This is a genomic window from Pseudomonas sp. BF-B-15 (genome assembly GCF_019946675.1).
In the GTDB taxonomy this organism is placed as follows: domain Bacteria; phylum Pseudomonadota; class Gammaproteobacteria; order Pseudomonadales; family Pseudomonadaceae; genus Aquipseudomonas; species Aquipseudomonas migulae.
This window is the reverse complement of the sequence record NZ_JAGYFZ010000060.1, coordinates 18765-37223: the sequence shown is the minus strand read 5'-3', so window position 1 is coordinate 37223 and position 18459 is coordinate 18765. Positions and strand designations below refer to the sequence as shown.

Genomic DNA, 18459 nt, shown 5'->3' with positions numbered 1-18459 from the left:
GAATGACACACCGCCTTCGCGGGCAAGCCTCGCTCCTACAGGTTTATCGGGGGCGAACGTGCCCACGGTGGCGAGAGGTCGCTCGCCACAAGGTCAGTCAGGGCAATGCCGGGAAGCGTCAGACCGCAGGCGGTTTACGCGCTGCGCGAGGTTTCTTCTCGGTTGATTTTTCCCCGGGCGGGATCACCTTTGCCGCAGCGGCCGGTTTCGCCTTGGCTTTGGTTTTCGGCTCGCCAGCCTTGCCGTTGGCGGTTTTGCTGACGGCAGGCTTGGTGCCTGCCGCTTTGCTGCTAGCCGCCTTGGGCGATTTGCTGGGGGCCAGGGCTTCGGCTTCTGCCAGTTTTCGAGCCATCTCCCAGTGCCGGGCTTCATGGCCCTCGGGTTTTCCTTCCGATTCCCAGATCTGATAGGCAAATTCGCGGATGCGTTTATCGTCGGTACTCATCGCTATGCTCCTGAACTGAACTCAAAGTTTTGGATAAAGAGATTGACCGGGAAATCCCCCAGCGCGGCGCCAATCATCAGCTCCTTGTGTTCTGTGACTGCGACGCTGGAAAAAAGTCCCTTCAGATTTTCGGCAGGGGTGGTAAACGGTAATTTGACTCGCGTATCGCCCCACAGCGGCGCGCCGACATGGGGTATGGCACTGTTTTTCAGCAGGCCCGCACAGCGTATCGGGACGATCACGATGGCCTGCTTCTGGTTGTACGAGCGCGCAAATGCCAGCACCCGGTGTGCCTCGCAGCCGACTACTTCCAGCGCTTGATACGTCCCGCGTTGAAACAGCTCGGCCTGTTGGGCGCGCAGGCCTAATGTGCGCGCGATCAGGGTTTGTTTGATGCGTCCGTCACGCCAGTTGGCCAGCAGTTCCGGCAGTTCTGGTGAACGTTGCATGGTGTGTTGGCGACTCGCGTAATCCACCGGGCGACGGTTGTCCGGATCGACCAGCGAGAAGTCCCAGTACTCGTTGCCTTGGTAAAGGTCCGCAATGCCCGGCACGGTCATGCGCAGCAAGGTTTGCGCCAATCCGTTGAGTGCGCCGGGGGCGGCGATGGACGTCACGGCTTTGCTCAGGGCTGCGCGTAGCAACTGGGCTTCGGGGCTTAGCAGCAGACGTTCGATGAACGCCTGGGTCGCACGTTCATATGAATCGTTCGGCGCGCTCCAGCTGCTTTGCAGCTTGGCTTCACGCAAGGCTTTCTGCTGCCACTGCCAGAGACGTTTGACGTAGTCCTCGAGCGCGGGCCGATCGTCAACGCGCAGTTCCAGCGGCCAACTGCCGAGAATCGCCTGATACAGAATCAATTCATCGCCCGCCGACGGTATCGCATCGTCGGCGCGCACCGGCCGGGCCAGTGTCTGCCAGAGCGGCACCTGCTCGGCGAACCACGCGCTGCGCTCGCTCAACACCGCCAGCCTGGCGCGGGTGTCTTCGCCGCGTTTGTGGTCGTGGGTCGCGGTGGTCAGCAGGTTGTCGGGGAATTCTTCGAGACGATTGAGGCACGCGGCATGGAAGTCAGCCACCGGTGCACTGAATTGTTCCGTGTTGAACCCCACGTCATTACGCGACAGCAAAACCGCCGAGCGATAAAACGCGGTGTCCTCGACAGCCTTTGCCGCTGCCGGTGAAGTCAGTTGCTGAAAACGCACGCAGGCATGCTTGAGCATCTTGCGCGGGCGGCCCACCGGGCGTTTTCGCCAGGGTTCGCCGCCCAGCCATCGGGCCAGGCAATCGAGTACCGGCCAATCGGCTTCGCTGAGGTTTTGCCGCGCGCCGTCCATGGCTTGCTGAAAAAAACCATCGTCCTCAGCGGAACGCCCACAAGGGCTGATGTAGGTGCGATACACCGGGAAGTGCACGATCAGTTCCTGCAACGCCCGACGAATCGCGCCGAGGGTCAGGTCGCGGGTCATCACATCATCCCGGGCCACTTGCAGCAGCGCCTGGGCGACGCTTTCGAAGTCGCCGGCAAGCGAGCCGTTGAGAATTTGCTGGCGGGCCAGGTGTGCTTCCTGACGGAAATCGGCGGGCCGTTCGCTGTAGCGGTTCCACAATTCGCCGAGGGTTTTCTCACCAGCGGGATCATGTTGCAGCAAGGACACCTGGTTCATGAATTCATAACCGGTGGTGCCATCCACCGACCAGTCACGGTGCAGGGTTTCACCTTCACCGAGAATCTTCTCGACGTAGATCGGCAGGTGTCGGCCCGGCGCCAGGCTGTCGACCCGGCGCCGCAATTTGCGGCAATAACCGCGTGGATCGGCGAGGCCATCGATGTGGTCGATGCGCAGGCCGTCGATCAGGCCCTCGGCGACCAGTTCGAAGATTTTTGCGTGAGTGGCTTCGAACACCGCCGGGCGCTCCACACGCAGGCCGCCCAGTTCGTTGACATCGAAAAAGCGCCGCCAGTTGATGTCATCCGCCGCCGTGCGCCAACTGGCGAGGCGATAGCTTTGACGTTCCAGCAACTGGTGCAGGCGCTGGAAACCGTCCGGCGTGAGCGAATCGTAGGCTTGCAGGTTCTGCTCGATGACTTGAAGCAGGGCCGGGTCGCTGGCCAGTTCGCGCAGCTCGTCTTTCAACGGTTTGGCCAAGCGGTGGGCGTCGGTCTGGTAACTCAAGGTGCTGAAACGGTCGGCCAGTGATTTGAATTGCTCGGTATCGTCCTTGAGCAATTCGCCGTAGTCCATCGGGCAAATCGGGAAATGATGATCGTAGTGTTCGACGTAAAAAGCACCGTGCTGCGCATCGAAGCGCAGGGGCAGGGTGCCGTCCTGCAACGCCACGCCATAGTCGCTGCCGAGGAATGGCAGCAAGAGCTGACCCTCCATCAACGGATCGGGTGAATGCCACTGGATGTCGAAAAATTCGCCGTACGGGCTCAACCGGCCCCATTCCAGCAAGTCCAGCCACCAGGGATTATCGCCGCCACCGACGGCCATGTGGTTGGAGACAATGTCGAGGATCAGCCCCATGTTCTGCTCACGCAACGCGCTGACCAAACGGCGCAACGCCGCTTCGCCGCCCAGTTCCGGGTTGACCGTGGTGGGGTCCACCACGTCATAGCCGTGCATGGAACCTGCGCGTGCGCTCAGCAGCGGCGAGGCGTAGACATGGCTGATGCCGAGGCGGGCGAAATAGGACACCAGCGGCACCGCGTCGTCCAGCGTGAAGCCTTTATGAAACTGCAAACGCAGGGTCGCGCGTGGTTGATTCATCGGTCACGCTCGGCCGCCTGAAGCCGCGCGCAGGCAAGCAATTCCAGACGTCGGGCCGCGTCCAGGTCATCGAGCAGGGCTTCGCTGGCGCCGGGCAAGCGGCGCGACCAATTCGGATGGGTGTCGATGGTGCCGGGCAGGTTGGCCTGCTGTTCGATACCCAGGGCATCCTCCAGCGGCAGCAACACCAGCGGCGCGCGGGTATGGCCGAGGAAGCGAATGGCTGCGTCGAGTATCTGATCGGTCTCATGGGACTCTTCGCGGAAGTTCTGCGGGTCCTGGCTCAACGCCCGGCGCAGGCCTTCACGCTCGCGTTCGCGGTGACGGCGCCACTCGATTTCACCCGTGGCGTCGACCAGGCCCAATCGGGCATTCCAGTCGATATCGTGGCCATGCCACCAGCCGTTGAGCGTCGGTAAATCGTGGGTGCTGGTGGTGGCCAGTGCGTTGTCCGGCCAGTCGAGGATCGGCTTGAAGTGTGTGTTGTCCTGCTCGAACAGCAACACGCGCATGCCGAGTATCGAACGGGCGATGAGTTTTTCCCGCAGGCCGTCTTCCACCGTCCCGAGATCTTCGCCGAGGACGATGGCTTGATGCCGATGGGATTCCAGGGTCAGCAGGCGCAGCAGATCGTCCACCGGGTAATACAGATAAGCGCCATCGGCGGGTGACGCGCCGTTGGGGATCACCCACAGCCGTTGCAGGCCCATGACGTGATCGATGCGCAGGCCACCGGCATGGGCGAAGTTGGCCCGGAGCATTTCGATGAACGCACGAAATCCGTGACGCACCAGGCCTTCGGGCGAGAACGCGGAAATGCCCCAGCCCTGCCCGGTGCGATTGAGAATGTCCGGCGGCGCACCCACCGTCAGCGAAGCGAGCAATTCGTCCTGGCGACTCCAGGCCTGGCTGCCGCCGCCGTCGGCACCGACCGCGAGGTCAGCGATCAGGCCAATGCTCATGCCGCTACTGCGCGCAGCGGTTTGTGCGCGCTCCAGGCAACGGGTAATCAACCACTGGCAGAAGGCGAAGAAGCCGATGCGCCCGGCGTTCTCTTCGGCAAATTCAGCCAGCGCAGCACTGCGCGGGTCCCGCCATTGCTCGGGCCACTCGCGCCAGTCGAGGTTTTCACCTTTGGCGGCACGGGCCTCCTGAATGGCTTCGAAACGGCAGTGGTTCTCCAGCGCTTCGCCAGCCGCGTGGCGGAAGCTGCTGAAATCGGCATGCAACGGGTGTTCGCCCTGGACAAAACCTTCGTACAACGCCTGCAACAGACGGTGCTTGGCGTCGGCCGCCACGGGCCAGTCAACCAGCGGCTGTTGTTCCAGATGCTTGAGCTCGGCGGCGAGCCCGGTGGCGTCAATCGCCGTGCGCATCGCTCGTTCGCCAAGGATCGCGCCGGGTGCTGCGTACAGGCTGTTGAGGAACAGGCGGCTGGACGGCGAATAAGGGCTATAGCGCTGGGTGTCGCTGCTGAACATCGCGTGCAGCGGACTGATCGCCAGCGCTTCGGCGCCACGCTCACCGGCAACGCGGGCGAGGTCTTCCAGCGCCTGGGTGTCGCCAAAACCGCCATCGCCGGGACGGCGCAGCGAGTACAGCTGCACGCTCAGCCCCCAGGCGCGAGGGATCGGGCTGTCGACCGCATCGCTGACGCTGTAGCAGCGTGCCGGCGCCACGGCCAGCGTAAAGGATTGGCCTTCGATACTGACGTGCTGATAACCGACAGGAATCAGGCCGGGCAACATCGCCTGGGCATCGAGTTTCAGGTTGAGCCGCGATCCGTCCTCAAGGTGGATCTCGCAGGGGGTCTGCGGCTCGAAATAATGTGCGAGGTTGAGGCCCACGCCAACGTCCGCGGTCAGCAGCGGCGGCAAATGCCGGGTTTGTTGCACTTGCTGCAATTCTTGCAGGCTGGCATCGATCTCCTGGGCGCTGCCGGCCGGATGGCCGAGCCCGGTCAGGACATTGCGTAACACCGATGGCGCGACTTTTTGTGGGCGGCCGTTGGCATCGATCCAGTCGACGGCCAGGCCAGCGCGGCTGGCCAGTATTTCCAATTGCGCATCGCTCATGGGCGCTCTCCATCCGGGGGTAGCAAAGGGGCTGCGGTCGTGAGGCTGACTAGCGCGCAATACGGGGCAAGGGTGCCCTGATTCAGCAGGTCGGCGGACTTCGGCGGGTGTTCGAACAACAACGAAGTGCCGGCCTGTGGGGAGTGGACCACCGGCTTGTCGCTGAGGTTCAGGTCAATGCGCAGCAGGCTGCCATCGCCCAGTTGCCAGCGTGCGCTCACCGCGCCTGGCGCCAGTACCTCGGCACCCAACGGGTGTGCACCGGGCAGGTGCGCGATGATCTGCTCGTGGCGGATTTTCAGCAGTTGGCGATACAGCGCGTAAATGGCCGATTGCCCGCTCTCCGTCAGATTCGGTCGTGAGTCTTCGAAGGTTTGCTGCGCGTTCGGGTCGGGAATCTGTTCACGCCTGGCCGGGTCCGAAAATGCATCGAACGCGCAAAATTCGTTACGCCGACCTTCGCGAACGAGTTCCGCCAGTTCGCCGTGATGGCTGGTGAAAAACAGGAACGGTTGCTCGACGGCAAACTCGTCGCCCATGAACATCAGCGGGATCATCGGCGATAACAGCAACAACGCCGTCGCGGCTTTCAAGGCGTCAGGGTGGGCGAGTTGGTGCAGCCGTTCGCCGAATGCGCGATTGCCGATCTGGTCATGGTTCTGCAAGAACAGCACAAACGCCGTGGGCGGCAAATGACCGCTGGGCTCGCCGCGAGCTACGCCGTGGCGGTTGGTGTGGCCCTGGAACACAAAGCCCTGGCTCAGGCAGCGCGCCAACTGTTCGGTAGGGTTGTCGGCATAGTCGGCGTAATAGGCCTCGGTTTCACCGGTCAGCAGCACGTGCAAGGCGTTGTGGCCGTCGTCGTTCCACTGCGCGTCGTAACCTTCCTGCAGCAGGCTGGCCTGGTTGTGTTCGTTTTCGACCGTCAGCCACACGTGGCGCGCCGGGTCGATTTGCTGCCGGATGCGTTGCGCCAGTTCCTGTAGAAAGTCCGGGCTTTTGATTGCGTGCACCGCGTCGAAGCGCAAACCGTCAAAGCGGTATTCCAGCAACCACATCAACGCATTGTCGATAAAGAAGTCGCGCACCTCGCGTCGCCGGAAGTCGATGGCCGCACCCCAAGGCGTGTGCTTGTCTTCATTGAAGAACGCCTTGGCGTAGCGATGCAGGTAATTGCCGTCCGGGCCGAAGTGGTTGTAGACCACATCGAGCATCACCGCCAGACCATGGCCGTGGGCGCTGTCGATCAGGTGCTTGAGTTGCTCGGGCGTGCCATAGGACGCCTGGGGCGCGTAGGGCAGAACCCCGTCGTAGCCCCAATTGCGATCACCGGGAAATTGCGCCAGCGGCATCAGTTCGATGGCGGTAACGCCCAGTCCGGCAAGCCGCGCCAGGTGCTGCTCGACCTCGACAAAACCGCCAAGCGCACCGACGTGCAACTCGTAGATCACCGCCTCGTTCCAGGGCCGGCCCAGCCAGTCGCGGTGTCGCCAGGTGTAGGCGAGGGGATCGACCACCACGCTGTGCCGGTGAATGTCACCGGCCTGAGCGCGGGAGGCCGGGTCGGGCACCTCGAGTTCGCCATCAATGTTGTAGCGGTAACGCGTGCCCGCAGGACAGCGCGTCTTGATCACGAACCAGCCATCGGCCTGAGGCAGCAACGGCAAGGACTGTCCATCTTCCAGTTCGACACTGACAAAAAAAGCATCCGGCGCCCACAAGGCAAAACGCGTGTGCTCTGCGTCCAGCATGATTGCGCCGTGGGGCCAGGTCTCAAGGGTCCGTAACGGCATCGTTGAAAACCTCTTACTGTTTGTTCGATTTCCCCAGCGCTTTAGCCACCAGCTGTTCGTAGAGTTCGGCGTAGGGTTCGACGGCTTTGCACCAGTTGAACGGTGCGGCCATGGCCCGGCAACGCATGGCATTGAGCAAGCCAGGAAAGGCGAACACTTTGAAGGCGCGGCTCAGGGCTTCCTGATAGCTCTCGACCGTGGATTCGTCGAACAGGAAACCGGTCACGCCGTTTTCGATGGTGTCGGCCAGGCCGCCGGTGTTGCGTGCCACCGGCAACGAACCAAAACGCTGGGCGTACATCTGGCTCAAGCCGCACGGTTCATAACGCGAGGGCATCAGCAGGAAATCGCTGCCGGCGAACATGCGGCGGGCGTCGGTTTCGTTGAAGCCGATGCGCACGCCGATCTGCCCAGGAAAGCGCAGGGCCAGTTCACGCATGGCCTGTTCTTCTTCCGGCTCGCCGCGCCCGATGATCGCGATCTGGCCACCGGATTTGACGATGTACTCGGACACGGCTTCCGTCAGGTCCAGGCCTTTCTGATAGACCAGGCGAGAGACCACGGCGAACAGCGGACCTTCGGAGTCGTCCAGCCCGAACAGCTCGCGTACGTGCGCCGCGTTGACCGCTTTGCCTTCCCAGTCACCGATGCTGAACGGACGGAACAGGTGGCTGTCAGTGGCGGCGTCCCAGCTTTCATCGATGCCATTGGGAATCCCGCTGAGCAGGCCTTGCTGGGTTTTGGCGGCGAGAAAACCGTCGAGGCCGCAGCCGAAGGCCGGCGTGGTGATTTCCTGGGCGTAGGTGGCGCTGACGGTGGTGATGTGGCTCGAATAAGCCATGCCGGCCTTGAGGAACGACATCTTGCCGTAAAACTCCATGCCTTCCTGTTGCAGGGCATGCGCGGGAATGCCCAGCTCGGGGCACGACCCCAGGCTGGTCACGCCTTGATAAGCGAGGTTGTGAATGGTGAACAGCGTCGGCGTGCGTTGACCGCGCCAGTGCATATAGGCGGGGGCCAGGCCGGCGGGCCAGTCATGGGCGTGCACCAGGTCCGGGCACCAGTGGATTTGTGCGAGGTTGGCGGCGATGTCGGCAGCCGCCAGGCCCAGGCGGGCGAAACGAATATGGTTGTCCGGCCAGTCGCGACCGTTGTTGGCGCCGTAAGGTGAACCTTCGCGCTCGTAGAGTTCAGGGCAGATCAACACGTAAATGACCAGGCCGTCAGGCATGTCCATGCGCCCGATCTTGCAGGCAGGCAGCGCGGCATGACCGCCGAGCTCACCAATAATGTGGATCGGGTTTTCGCTGTGCAGCACTTGCGGGTAACCGGGGATCAGCACACGCACATCGTGCAATTTCGCCATGGCCCGGGGCAGCGCCGCGGAAACGTCACCCAGACCGCCGGTCTTCACCAGGTCGGCGATTTCCGAGGTCACAAACAACACTTTCTTTCTGTTGGGATTCTGACTGACCACCGGCGTCAACGTCTTGGTACCCGTGACGCTGATCGATTGGGCACTTGGGGCGCTCACGGCGCTCGTTTCGCCGACCTGCTGATGAGCACGTTCTCCCTGGATATCTAATGCCGTACTGATCATATGAATCTCCCGTGTTGTTGATCTAATTCTAGGTCTGGCAAACGGTGTTTCGTGGCCAAATCCTGTGGCCGGGCGCAAACGCGCTACGCATCGGTGAGCAAACGCTGCCCATGCGTTAAAGCAGAATGGCTGGAGTGGCCGTTGCAAGGATTGCACCAGTCGCAACGCACCTACCTTTCAGAGGACCGGCCACAAATGGCAAAAGTTTCGATTTTTTTGACACTTTGTGACCGACCGGTTTTGCCCCGCGAAAAGGAGTCTAGGCCAGAACTTAGAGCGGTGAAGGCCAGTTGGCAAAATTGTTCGACAATCGGTTCAAAGCGGTACGGACGTACCGCAAAGGCAGCGGAACGCCCCGACGAAGGGCATGTTTTTTCGCAATTCAGCCCCAAAAAGTAACCTGTCAGTCACATGAATGTGCGAGGGCGATTACGGCTGCGCACTGTTGTGGTGCGCTCGCAGGTCCCGCTTTTGGCCGAACCGCTGCCTTACTGCGGCGCGGGTTGCCTTGTTATAGTTCGGGCCTCATTTTTTGCCCGGTAAAGGATCACTGCCATGTCTCAGTACACTGCGTTCACCGTCGAACTGGCCGATAAAATTGCCCATGTGCAGATCAATCGTCCGGAAAAGATCAACTCGATGAACGCCGCGTTCTGGAGCGAGATCATTGAGATCTTCCAGTGGATCGATGACACCGACGAAGTCCGGGTGGTAGTGCTCAGCGGCGCCGGCAAACATTTTTCCTCCGGTATCGACCTGATGATGCTGGCCGGCGTGGCCAATGAGCTGGGCAAGGACGTCGGCCGCAATGCGCGCCTGCTGCGCCGCAAGATCCTCGCGCTGCAAGCGTCCTTCAATGCCGTCGACAACTGCCGCAAGCCGGTGCTGGCAGCAATCCAGGGTTATTGCCTGGGTGGCGCGATCGACCTGATTGCCGCCTGCGACATGCGTTATGCCGCCGAAGACGCGCAATTCTCGATCAAGGAAATCGACATCGGCATGGCCGCCGACGTTGGCACCTTGCAACGCTTGCCGCGGATCATCGGTGACGGCATGCTGCGTGAACTGGCTTACACTGGTCGCTCGTTTGGCGCCGAGGAAGCGCGCAGTATCGGCCTGGTCAATCGCGTCTACAGCGACGCCGCCAGCCTGCTCGACGGTGTCATGGGCATTGCCCGGGACATCGCCGGCAAGTCGCCGATTGCGATCACCGGCACCAAAGAGATGATCAGCTACATGCGCGACCATCGCATTGATGACGGCCTTGAATACGTCGCTACCTGGAACGCCGCCATGCTGCAATCCACTGACTTGCGCGTGGCCATGGCCGCCCATATGAGCAAACAGAAACCCGAATTTCTGGATTGATTGAAAAATGACTTCACGCTGGACCACTGCAGTACTGGACACCGATCAACCGGGCGGCTGGGCCGTTGCGCGCAGCCCCGAAGGCTTCCTGTTCGACGACAATGGCGCGCTGTTCCCGCGTGAATGGCTCAAGCGCCAGGACCTGCCGGTTCTGGCCGAGCACGGCATCGGTCATCTGGATGGCGAACCGGTCTACCTGCTGGAGCTGCGCAGCCACAGCGAAGTACCGGGCTGCAACTGGAAAGGCTTGCGGGCGTTCATGCTCGATGGCGATCACGCGGTTTACAAAGTGTTGGGTTATGCCGCGCAGATCGGCACCTGGGCCCGCGAACACCGTTTTTGCGGTAACTGCGGGCAGGCGACCTTGCAGGTGCCGCGTGAGCGGGCGATGTATTGCGAGCCGTGCAATTTGCGCTATTACCCGCGGATTTCGCCGAGCATGATCGTGCTGATCACCCGTGGCGATGAAGTCTTGCTGGCGCGCTCGCCACGGTTTGTCACCGGGGTCTACAGCACGCTGGCGGGATTTGCCGAGCCGGGCGAGTCTGCTGAAGACTGCCTGATTCGCGAGGTGCGTGAAGAGGTGCAGATCGAGGTCAAGAACATCCAGTACATGGGCAGTCAGTGCTGGCCGTTCCCGCACTCGATGATGCTCGGCTTCCACGCCGAGTACGCCGGCGGCGAGATTGTCTGCCAGGAGGACGAGATCGAGGACGCCCAGTGGTTCAACGTGCACGAGCTGCCGCCGTTGCCGGCGTCACGCTCGATTGCCCGTTACCTGATCGACGTCTATGTGGCGCGGCGTTTAGGCCACGCTGAACCAGTGCTGCCAGGCTAGGCGCACAGTCAGGCCCAGCACCACGGTGATGAACACCGGGCGAATGAACTTGGCTCCGCCGCTGATGGCGGAGCGCGCACCAAAAAACGCACCGACCATCACCGACAGGCCCATGCTCAGGCCGATGATCCAGTCCACTTGCCCGGAAAAGATGAACACCGACAGCGCCGCAATGTTGCTGACGAAGTTCATGCTGCGCGCCACGCCGCTGGCCTTCACCAGGTCGATGGGGTACATCAGCAGGCTGCTCACGGTCCAGAACGCGCCGGTGCCGGGGCCGGCCACGCCGTCGTAGAAACCGAGGCTGAAGCCTTGGGTCGATTGCCACTTTTTCTTGATCGGTGCCTCGCTGTCCAGCGGCGCTTTCGGCGTGCCACCGAACAACAGGTAGAGGCCGCAGGCGAACACGATCACCGGCAGCATTTTGTTCAGCCATTCGGCGGGCAGGTAATGCGCGACTACGGCACCGGTCAACGCGCCGACCAAAGTGCCGACGATGGCGTGCACCCACTGCCGGGGATGGAACAGTTTGCGCCGATAGAAAGTGAAACTGGCGGTGGCCGAGCCGAAGGTCGAACTGAGTTTGTTGGTGCCCAGCACCAGGTGCGGCGGCAGGCCAGCGGTCAATAGCGCCGGCGTGGTCAACAGACCACCGCCGCCGGCAATGGCGTCGATGAAACCGGCAATGAAGGCGACGACGGCCAGGATGGCGAGGGTGGTGAGGTCAACGCTGAGTTCGAAAGGCATGGAAATGGGCTTATTCGGCGGGGTGCAGCAAAGGGCTGCGGGGAAGGGCCGATATCTTACCTATATCCAACTTCTGCGGCGACTGGTCTGGCCTCTTCGCGGGCAAGCCTCGCTCCTACAGGGGAATGCGCTTAACCGTAGGAGCGAGGCTTGCCCGCGAAGACTGACTTGCAGGCGCTACATCACTTGGCGGCCGGCCCATTCCCGATCTGCCACACAAACGGCGGTTCAGTCCCGTTAATCTCCCAATCCCCGACAATCCGCGCCTTGTAGATCACCGGATTGTGCGAAGACACGGTCCGCGCATTACGCCAATGCCGGTCCAGCGACTTGCCCTGACGCACATCCGAAGCCCCCAGCGCATTGAACAGCTCGGTGGTCGCCCGCTGAATCAGCTCCGACACCACCACCTGCGCTTTCGCCGATTCGAGCTCCGCTGCAACATTCGCCGCCCGCTCCAGCGCGTCATCCCCCGAAAACCGCGCGAAATACGCCCGCTGCGCCGGTTGTGCAGCCTTCAACGCGCTCGCTTCGGCGGCGTACACCAGCGCCGCCACTTCACCGACGACTTGTTGAACTTGTGAATCCTCGCTGACGCGCTGGGCATTGCCATGGCTGTAAATACGTTTGCGCTCACGTACCTGATGCGCCACGTCGCGCAAAGCGGCGCGACCGATTCCGGCCAGCGTGGCCAACAACACGAGCTGATAGAACGCCGTCTGGTATTTGAAACGGGTGGCGAAGTCGATAACGTTTTCGGCGTCCACCTCGGCGTCGATAAACCGCGACGTGCCGCTGCCCGTGGTGCGCTGACCGAAACCGTCCCAGTCATCGCTTTGCACGATCCCCGGTTGCCGAGTGCGCACCGCTGCGATGACATCGCCGCCGGTATCACTGCGCTGGGCGTAGACGTCGATCCAGTCGGAAAACAGGCTGCCGGTGCTGTAGAACTTTTCACCGTTGAGTCGCCAGCCGTCGCCGTTGGGCGAGACTTTGGTGATCACGTCGCCAATCGCCACATTGCCGATTTCAGTCCAGGCGCAGCCGACAATGTCGCCGTCGACAAAGCGTTTGAACCACAGATCCCGTGCCGGCCCTGGCGTGGCGTTCAAGCGGTCCTCGGCAAACGCGAAATGCCCCCGCAGTGCCTGGGGCACGTTGGAATCGGCTTCGGCCAGTTCGATCAGCAACTCAAACAGCTGCGGCAGGGAGGCGCCGCCACCCCCATATTCCACCGGCACGCGCACCGCGCCGAAACCGGCTTCCTTCAGCCACTGGATGGGCTCGTAAGGCAGGCTGCGCGACTGTTCACGCTCAACGACACCGGCGGCGATGCGCTGGAAAATAGGACGGAATCTTGCGGCCAGCGCTTCATAGTCAGTGCCAATGGACAGCGGGTTGATTACCTGGTGTTCGGTCATGGGACAGCTCCTTGGATCGGCAGTGGATGCCAAGGGGGATTGCATGGTCCATGCCGGAGAGGGGCAGCCAGGATTTGCGGGGCGTACGTGCGTCAATGTGGCCTGAACTGTTGCTGCAGCAACAGCGCCGTAGCAAATTGCCCTGTCACACCCAGAACCCTGTGGGAGCGAGCCTGCTCGCGATGGCGGTTGCACATACAACAGATGTGTTGGCTGACACACCGCCATCGCCGGCAAGCCGGTCTCGCTCCCACAGGGTTCTGCGGTTGGCTCGGGAAAGTACTGGCACGGTTGCTGCTCTCACCCCAGGACTTCCTAACGTCCCGAGGACACGTCAATGAGTCAGCAAGCCGTCAAATTTGCCTACTGGGTGCCGAACGTCAGCGGCGGGCTGGTGGTCAGCAAGATCGAACAACGCACCCACTGGGGCATCGACTACAACCGCAAACTGGCGCAACTGGCTGAAGCGGCGGGGTTCGAATATGCCCTGACGCAGATTCGCTTCACCGCCGGTTACGGTGCCGAGTACCAGCATGAATCGGTCGCCTTCAGCCACGCGCTGCTCGCCGCCACCACCACATTGAAAGTCATCGCGGCGATCCTGCCCGGCCCCTGGCAACCCGCGCTCGCGGCCAAGCAACTGGCGACCATCGATCAACTGACCAACGGCCGCATCGCGGTGAACATCGTCAGTGGTTGGTTCAAGGGTGAATTCCAGGCCATCGGCGAACACTGGCTGGAGCACGACGAGCGCTATCGCCGCTCCGAAGAATTCATTCGCTCGCTCAAAGGCATCTGGAGCCAGGACAACTTCACCTTTCGCGGTGACTTCTACCGTTTCGACAATTACAGCCTCAAACCGAAACCGCTGGGCCAGCCGGAAATCTTTCAGGGCGGCAGCTCCCGTGCAGCACGGGACATGGCGGCGCGAGTTTCGGACTGGTACTTCACCAACGGCAACACGCCGGAAGGCATCAAGGCGCAAGTCGACGATATCCGCAGCAAGGCCGCCGCGAACAATCACTCGGTGAAGGTCGGGGTCAACGCGTTCGTCATCGCCCGCGACACCGAAGAAGAGGCTCGCGCAGTGCTGGCGCAGATCATCGATCAGGCTGATCCGGAAGCGGTGAATGCCTTTGGCGATGCGGCGAAACAGGCGGGCAGGGCATCACCGGAAGGCGAGGGTAATTGGGCCAAATCAACGTTCGAGGATCTGGTGCAGTACAACGACGGCTTCAAGACCAACCTGATCGGCACGCCCCGGCAAATTGCCGAGCGGATTGTGGCGTTGAAAGCGGTGGGCGTGGATTTGGTGCTGGCGGGGTTTCTGCACTTTCAGGAAGAGGTGGAGTATTTCGGCAAGCGGGTGCTGCCGTTGGTGCGGGAGCTGGAGGCCGAGGCCAGCGTGAAACAAGCCGAAGTCGCCTGACCACCACAAAAACTTGTAGGAGCCGGCTTGCCGGCGATGGCGGTATCACAGACAACATCTTCGTTGAATGTGAGGACGCTATCGCCGGCAAGCCGGCTCCTACAGGGGGGAGATGTGTGTTTACAGACCTAGGTCAGACAGTCCCGGATGATCATCCGGGCGACGCCCCAGCGGCCAGTGGAACTTGCGGTCGCTTTCCTTGATCGGCATGTCGTTGATGCAGGCGAACCGGTTGGCCATCAGGCCGTTCTCGTCGAACTCCCAGTTTTCGTTGCCGTAGGAACGGAACCAGTTGCCCGAGTCGTCGTGCCATTCATAGGCGTAGCGCACGGCGATGCGGTTGCCGGTGAACGCCCAGAGTTCCTTGATCAGTCGATAGTCCAGTTCCTTGGCCCATTTGCGTGTCAGGAAACCTTTGGCTTCTTCACGGTTGTAGGCGAATTCGGCGCGGTTGCGCCATTTGGTGTCCAGTGTGTAGGCCAGAGACACACGCTCTGCATCACGGGAGTTCCAGCCATCTTCGGCCAGGCGAACTTTTTCGATGGCCGATTCACGGGTAAACGGCGGCAATGGCGGACGAACTTCGGCGTTAGACATTTAAAGTCTCCCAATAATATTAAAGTTCAAGCAAGTTGTCGGGCTTGTTTAAAGTGTTACAGGTCCAATAACTTTCGCGCCATGCATTGCGCATTATCGGCGGCACTGTGATCACCCATGACAAGCGCCACGGTAATGGCGCCATCGATCAGGATCAGCAGCTGTTTGGCCAGCGTCTCCGGGTCGGTTGCGCCATGTTCGGTGCAGAGCTCGCGCACGTAGTCGAGCAGCTTCTGTTTGTGTTCTTTGGCAACCAGCCGGACCGGGTCTTGCGGGTCGCCGGTTTCACCGCTGGTGTTGATGAAAGCGCAGCCACGGAAGCCTTCGGAGGCAAACCAGGCCTTGAGCACGGTAAACAGGTTGAGCAGCCGGTCGGCCGGGGTTTCGGCCTGGTCGACGGCACTTCTGTACCAGAGCATCCAGCGCACGTCGCGGCGTTGCAGGGCGGCGACGGTCAACTCCTCCTTGTTGGCGAAGTAGCGGTAGATGCTTTTTCTGGAGACGCCGGCGGTTTTCACCAGAAGATCCATGCCCGTGGCAGCGATGCCACTTTTGTAGATCAACTTTTCGGTGACATCCAGAATGATGTCGCGTGTGTCGTTGCTAGTGATTTCGTTCATGTGGCGTACAGTAGAACGATCGTTCTCCTTGGTCAAATATTATTTTGTGGCGACCATGAAATCGCCTTCGCGGGCAAGCCTCGCTCCTACTGGGGATCGCATACCTCTGTAGTAGCGAGGCTTGCCGGCGAAGGGGTCATTACAGACCGTAACAAGACCCAAACCCCTCCATGGTGTAAGCTCTCAACCTCTCCGGATTCGACCCATTGCGAGCCCTATGCCGTCGCTTTTCAAACGCTCTCTGCTGCCCAAACTGCGCAGTTTTCCGCTGACCGCCGATGCCGTCACCATCCTCTCTGGCGCTGCCGAATTCCGTCGTTGCCTGTTGGAAAAAATTGCCCAGGCGACCCGGCGCATTTATATCGTCGCGCTGTACCTGCAACAGGATGAAGCCGGCCAGGAAATTCTCGATGCCTTGCACGCGGCCAAACTGGCGCGTCCGGAACTGGACGTGGTGGTGGTCGTCGACTGGCTGCGCGCCCAGCGTGGCTTGATCGGTGCCGGCAAACAGCCGGGCAATTCGGCGTGGTATCAGGAAACCACCCGAACCCACGCCAGCGTGGTCCCGGTGTACGGTGTGCCAGTGCAGACCCGCGAGCTGTTCGGCGTGCTGCATTTGAAAGGCTTCGTGATCGATGACTGCGTGATCTACAGCGGCGCGAGCCTGAACAACGTTTATCTGCACAAATTCGACAAATACCGCTACGACCGTTATCACCTGCTGCACAACGGCGCCCTGGCCGATTCGATGCAACACCTGGTTCAGCACGGCCTGGTCGCCTCGAAAGCGGTGCATCGCCTCGATTTGCCGAACCTGCCGACCACCCGCAGCCTGCGCCACGACATCGGCGACCTGCGCAGCCGCCTGAAACATGCGGCGTACGACACCACGACGGGCACCACGGTTAAAGACGGTTTGTCGGTCAGCCCATTGCTTGGGGTCGGCAAGAACAACCCGTTGAGCCGGGTAATCTGCGAGTTGATCGCCAGTGCCCAGCATCAACTGACGATCTGCACGCCGTACTTCAACCTGCCGTTGGCGGTCACCCGGGAGATCAACCGGGCATTGGCCCGGGGGGTGAAGATCGACATCGTGGTCGGCGACAAAACCGCCAACGACTTCTACATCCCGCCGAGCGAGCCGTTCAAGGTGATCTCGGCGTTGCCGTACCTCTACGAGATCAGCCTGCGGCGTTTCGCCAATCGTCATCATCGCAGCGTCGACAGCGGTCAGTTGAACCTGCACCTGTGGAAGGACGGCGATAACACCTATCACCTTAAAGGCATGTGGGTCGATCAGCGTTACACCTTGCTGACCGGCAACAACCTCAATCCGCGCGCATTCCGTCTCGACCTGGAAAACGCGCTGCTGATTGATGACCCCAAAGGTGAATTGCTGGAGCCGCGTCGCAGTGAGCTGGCGGAGATTTTCCAGCACACCACGCGCATCGAGCGTTATCAGGACCTGCAAACCCTGCCGGATTACCCGGCGGGCGTGGCCAAGTTCCTCAAGCGTGTCAGTCGTGTGCGCATTGAACGCTTGCTCTATCGCATCCTATAAAGCCTGACGCTGCCGGGGCCCTGGCCACAGGGCCACCAGCAGCAACAACGCAGCCGCCACCAGATACGGCAAACGCGGTTCGATGCCGTAGATCAGCGTGGCGGTCAACGGCCCGATCACCACGCCGAACCCTTGGGCGGCGCCGATGGAACCTGCGGTCGCGCCTTGCTCCGAGGCCTCGACCGCATTGGCGGCAAGCGCGGCGAAGGACGGGAAAATCAGGCCCATGCCGCTCGCCGAGACAAAGAACCCCAGCCACAACCCCCACGCCGAATCGACCATGATGCTGCCGGAAAACCCCAGCGCAGCGACCATCGCGCCGACCCGGATCAGCCGTAGAGGCGGCCATTCCAGTCGACGCACAACCAACTGCGAACAGATCAACGCGAAGCCGACCATGGTCAGGGCGATACCGGCCGTTTGCGCGGCGTCGGCCGGGCTCATGCCCAGTCGATCGATGGCGAAGAAGCCAACGGTGATCTGCGCGACAGAAACGCACAGCATCGCCACGAACGCGACCGCCATGGGCCGGCGCAACCGTGGATCGTTGAGGTGCACCTTGCGCGGTGCCTGACGCAAGTGCAGTTCCTGGGCCTTGAGCTTGTAACGCAGCACGAGGAATGCCATCAGCGGTAGAAACGCCATGGCGTAGAAGGGCAGGCTCAGGCTGTATCGGGACAGCAACGCCGCTATCGCCGGGCCGACCACCAGCCCGCAGGCGTTGGCAGCGCCCAGCGCGGCCATGGCTTTGGCGCGGTGTTGCGGCTCGACGTTGTCGGCAATCAGTGCATTGCAGCCGACCGGGATCGCCGCATAGAACACGCCGATCAGCCCGCGTCCGAGCATCAGCCCGATAAACGCCAGCGCCGCTGAAGGCAGGAATCGCAAAGACGTGTCGATGAACAGGCACAAGGCCCAATAGGCGAGGGTGAATCCCGCAGTGCCGAGCAACAGAATGCGTCGTCGTCCGAAGCGGTCGCTGGCCTGACCCCATGGGCGCGCCAGCACCATCCAGATCACCCCGGACACCGTCACCGCCGCACCGGCCTGCCAGGTGGCCAGGCCCAACACCCGGGCGATGGGCCCGATCAAAGAAACGAACGCCATCATTGCCATGGTGCAGGCCATGTTGGCGACCATGAGCGGGCGCAGGTCGAAGGTTGAAGCGGACATGGGTGAGTCTTCCGTGAG

At 61.5% G+C, this 18459-nt stretch carries 14 protein-coding genes; 4 read left to right on the top strand and 10 right to left on the bottom strand.

The window, feature by feature from the left end; all coding sequences use genetic code 11:
- Positions 1-118: 118 nt before the first annotated feature.
- The 5 genes from KGA97_RS19125 to glgA are packed head-to-tail and all read right to left on the bottom strand — an operon-like array spanning position 119 to position 8687.
- A complete protein-coding gene (locus KGA97_RS19125; RefSeq protein ID WP_207284279.1) occupies positions 119-445 on the bottom strand; it encodes a DUF2934 domain-containing protein in 327 nt (108 codons plus the stop codon).
- Between the two features lie 2 nt (positions 446-447).
- Positions 448-3219, bottom strand: coding sequence for a malto-oligosyltrehalose synthase (locus KGA97_RS19120; protein ID WP_223481289.1), 2772 nt, complete (start codon positions 3217-3219; stop codon positions 448-450).
- Positions 3216-5294, bottom strand: coding sequence for a 4-alpha-glucanotransferase (malQ, locus tag KGA97_RS19115; RefSeq protein ID WP_223481288.1), 2079 nt, complete (start codon positions 5292-5294; stop codon positions 3216-3218). The genes KGA97_RS19120 and malQ overlap by 4 nt, the downstream gene beginning before the upstream one ends.
- Complete coding sequence (gene treZ, locus KGA97_RS19110; RefSeq protein WP_223481287.1) at positions 5291-7087, bottom strand: malto-oligosyltrehalose trehalohydrolase; 1797 nt, start codon at positions 7085-7087, stop codon at positions 5291-5293. The genes malQ and treZ overlap by 4 nt, the downstream gene beginning before the upstream one ends.
- Positions 7088-7100: 13 nt before the next feature.
- The gene (gene glgA, locus KGA97_RS19105) at positions 7101-8687 is read right to left on the bottom strand and encodes a glycogen synthase GlgA (RefSeq protein ID WP_223481286.1); all 1587 of its coding nucleotides are present in this window, start codon (positions 8685-8687) and stop codon (positions 7101-7103) included.
- A 555-nt stretch (positions 8688-9242) separates the two neighbouring features.
- On the opposite strand from glgA, the gene KGA97_RS19100 reads away from it, so the two are divergent.
- Complete coding sequence (locus KGA97_RS19100; protein ID WP_008026262.1) at positions 9243-10055, top strand: crotonase/enoyl-CoA hydratase family protein; 813 nt, start codon at positions 9243-9245, stop codon at positions 10053-10055.
- A 7-nt stretch (positions 10056-10062) separates the two neighbouring features.
- Positions 10063-10893 (top strand): NAD(+) diphosphatase, encoded by an 831-nt coding sequence (gene nudC / locus KGA97_RS19095; protein WP_008026265.1) that lies wholly within the window; start codon positions 10063-10065, stop codon positions 10891-10893.
- Here the strand turns inward: nudC and KGA97_RS19090 are convergent.
- Together KGA97_RS19090 and KGA97_RS19085 are read right to left on the bottom strand one after the other, a co-directional pair.
- The gene (locus tag KGA97_RS19090) at positions 10861-11640 is read right to left on the bottom strand and encodes a TSUP family transporter (protein WP_008038340.1); all 780 of its coding nucleotides are present in this window, start codon (positions 11638-11640) and stop codon (positions 10861-10863) included. The two genes, nudC and KGA97_RS19090, sit on opposite strands and share 33 nt — an antisense overlap.
- Positions 11641-11822: 182 nt before the next feature.
- Entirely contained in the window at positions 11823-13061 is a 1239-nt protein-coding gene (locus KGA97_RS19085; RefSeq protein ID WP_223481285.1) for an acyl-CoA dehydrogenase family protein, read from the bottom strand.
- A 337-nt stretch (positions 13062-13398) separates the two neighbouring features.
- Between KGA97_RS19085 and sfnG the strand changes: the two genes are divergently transcribed.
- Entirely contained in the window at positions 13399-14490 is a 1092-nt protein-coding gene (gene sfnG / locus KGA97_RS19080; protein ID WP_223414370.1) for a dimethylsulfone monooxygenase SfnG, read from the top strand.
- Positions 14491-14610: 120 nt separating this feature from the next.
- Here the strand turns inward: sfnG and KGA97_RS19075 are convergent, their stop codons facing one another.
- Together KGA97_RS19075 and KGA97_RS19070 are read right to left on the bottom strand one after the other, a co-directional pair.
- Positions 14611-15087 (bottom strand): DUF1348 family protein, encoded by a 477-nt coding sequence (locus KGA97_RS19075; protein WP_192227247.1) that lies wholly within the window; start codon positions 15085-15087, stop codon positions 14611-14613.
- A gap of 56 nt (positions 15088-15143) precedes the next feature.
- Complete coding sequence (locus KGA97_RS19070) at positions 15144-15707, bottom strand: TetR/AcrR family transcriptional regulator (RefSeq protein WP_192227246.1); 564 nt, start codon at positions 15705-15707, stop codon at positions 15144-15146.
- A gap of 217 nt (positions 15708-15924) precedes the next feature.
- Between KGA97_RS19070 and pssA the strand changes: the two genes are divergently transcribed.
- The gene (gene pssA, locus KGA97_RS19065; RefSeq protein ID WP_223481284.1) at positions 15925-17268 is read left to right on the top strand and encodes a CDP-diacylglycerol--serine O-phosphatidyltransferase; all 1344 of its coding nucleotides are present in this window, start codon (positions 15925-15927) and stop codon (positions 17266-17268) included.
- Here pssA and KGA97_RS19060 read toward each other — a convergent pair.
- Positions 17263-18441: an MFS transporter gene (locus KGA97_RS19060; protein WP_008026279.1), complete on the bottom strand. Its 1179-nt coding sequence runs from the start codon at positions 18439-18441 to the stop codon at positions 17263-17265. The two genes, pssA and KGA97_RS19060, sit on opposite strands and share 6 nt — an antisense overlap.
- Between the last annotated feature and the right edge of the window lie 18 nt (positions 18442-18459).

Excerpts from the sequence above, each read along its gene's own strand:
- KGA97_RS19070 (WP_192227246.1), bottom strand. The coding sequence starts at position 15,707 with ATGAACGAAATCACTAGCAACGACACACGCGACATCATTCTGGATGTC.
- treZ (WP_223481287.1), bottom strand. The coding sequence starts at position 7,087 with ATGCCGTTACGGACCCTTGAGACCTGGCCCCACGGCGCAATCATGCTG.
- nudC (WP_008026265.1), top strand. The coding sequence starts at position 10,063 with ATGACTTCACGCTGGACCACTGCAGTACTGGACACCGATCAACCGGGC.
- KGA97_RS19085 (WP_223481285.1), bottom strand. The coding sequence starts at position 13,061 with ATGACCGAACACCAGGTAATCAACCCGCTGTCCATTGGCACTGACTAT.
- KGA97_RS19090 (WP_008038340.1), bottom strand. The coding sequence starts at position 11,640 with ATGCCTTTCGAACTCAGCGTTGACCTCACCACCCTCGCCATCCTGGCC.
- KGA97_RS19075 (WP_192227247.1), bottom strand. The coding sequence starts at position 15,087 with ATGTCTAACGCCGAAGTTCGTCCGCCATTGCCGCCGTTTACCCGTGAA.
- KGA97_RS19125 (WP_207284279.1), bottom strand. The coding sequence starts at position 445 with ATGAGTACCGACGATAAACGCATCCGCGAATTTGCCTATCAGATCTGG.
- KGA97_RS19120 (WP_223481289.1), bottom strand. The coding sequence starts at position 3,219 with ATGAATCAACCACGCGCGACCCTGCGTTTGCAGTTTCATAAAGGCTTC.
- pssA (WP_223481284.1), top strand. The coding sequence starts at position 15,925 with ATGCCGTCGCTTTTCAAACGCTCTCTGCTGCCCAAACTGCGCAGTTTT.
- KGA97_RS19060 (WP_008026279.1), bottom strand. The coding sequence starts at position 18,441 with ATGTCCGCTTCAACCTTCGACCTGCGCCCGCTCATGGTCGCCAACATG.
- sfnG (WP_223414370.1), top strand. The coding sequence starts at position 13,399 with ATGAGTCAGCAAGCCGTCAAATTTGCCTACTGGGTGCCGAACGTCAGC.
- malQ (WP_223481288.1), bottom strand. The coding sequence starts at position 5,294 with ATGAGCGATGCGCAATTGGAAATACTGGCCAGCCGCGCTGGCCTGGCC.
- KGA97_RS19100 (WP_008026262.1), top strand. The coding sequence starts at position 9,243 with ATGTCTCAGTACACTGCGTTCACCGTCGAACTGGCCGATAAAATTGCC.
- glgA (WP_223481286.1), bottom strand. The coding sequence starts at position 8,687 with ATGATCAGTACGGCATTAGATATCCAGGGAGAACGTGCTCATCAGCAG.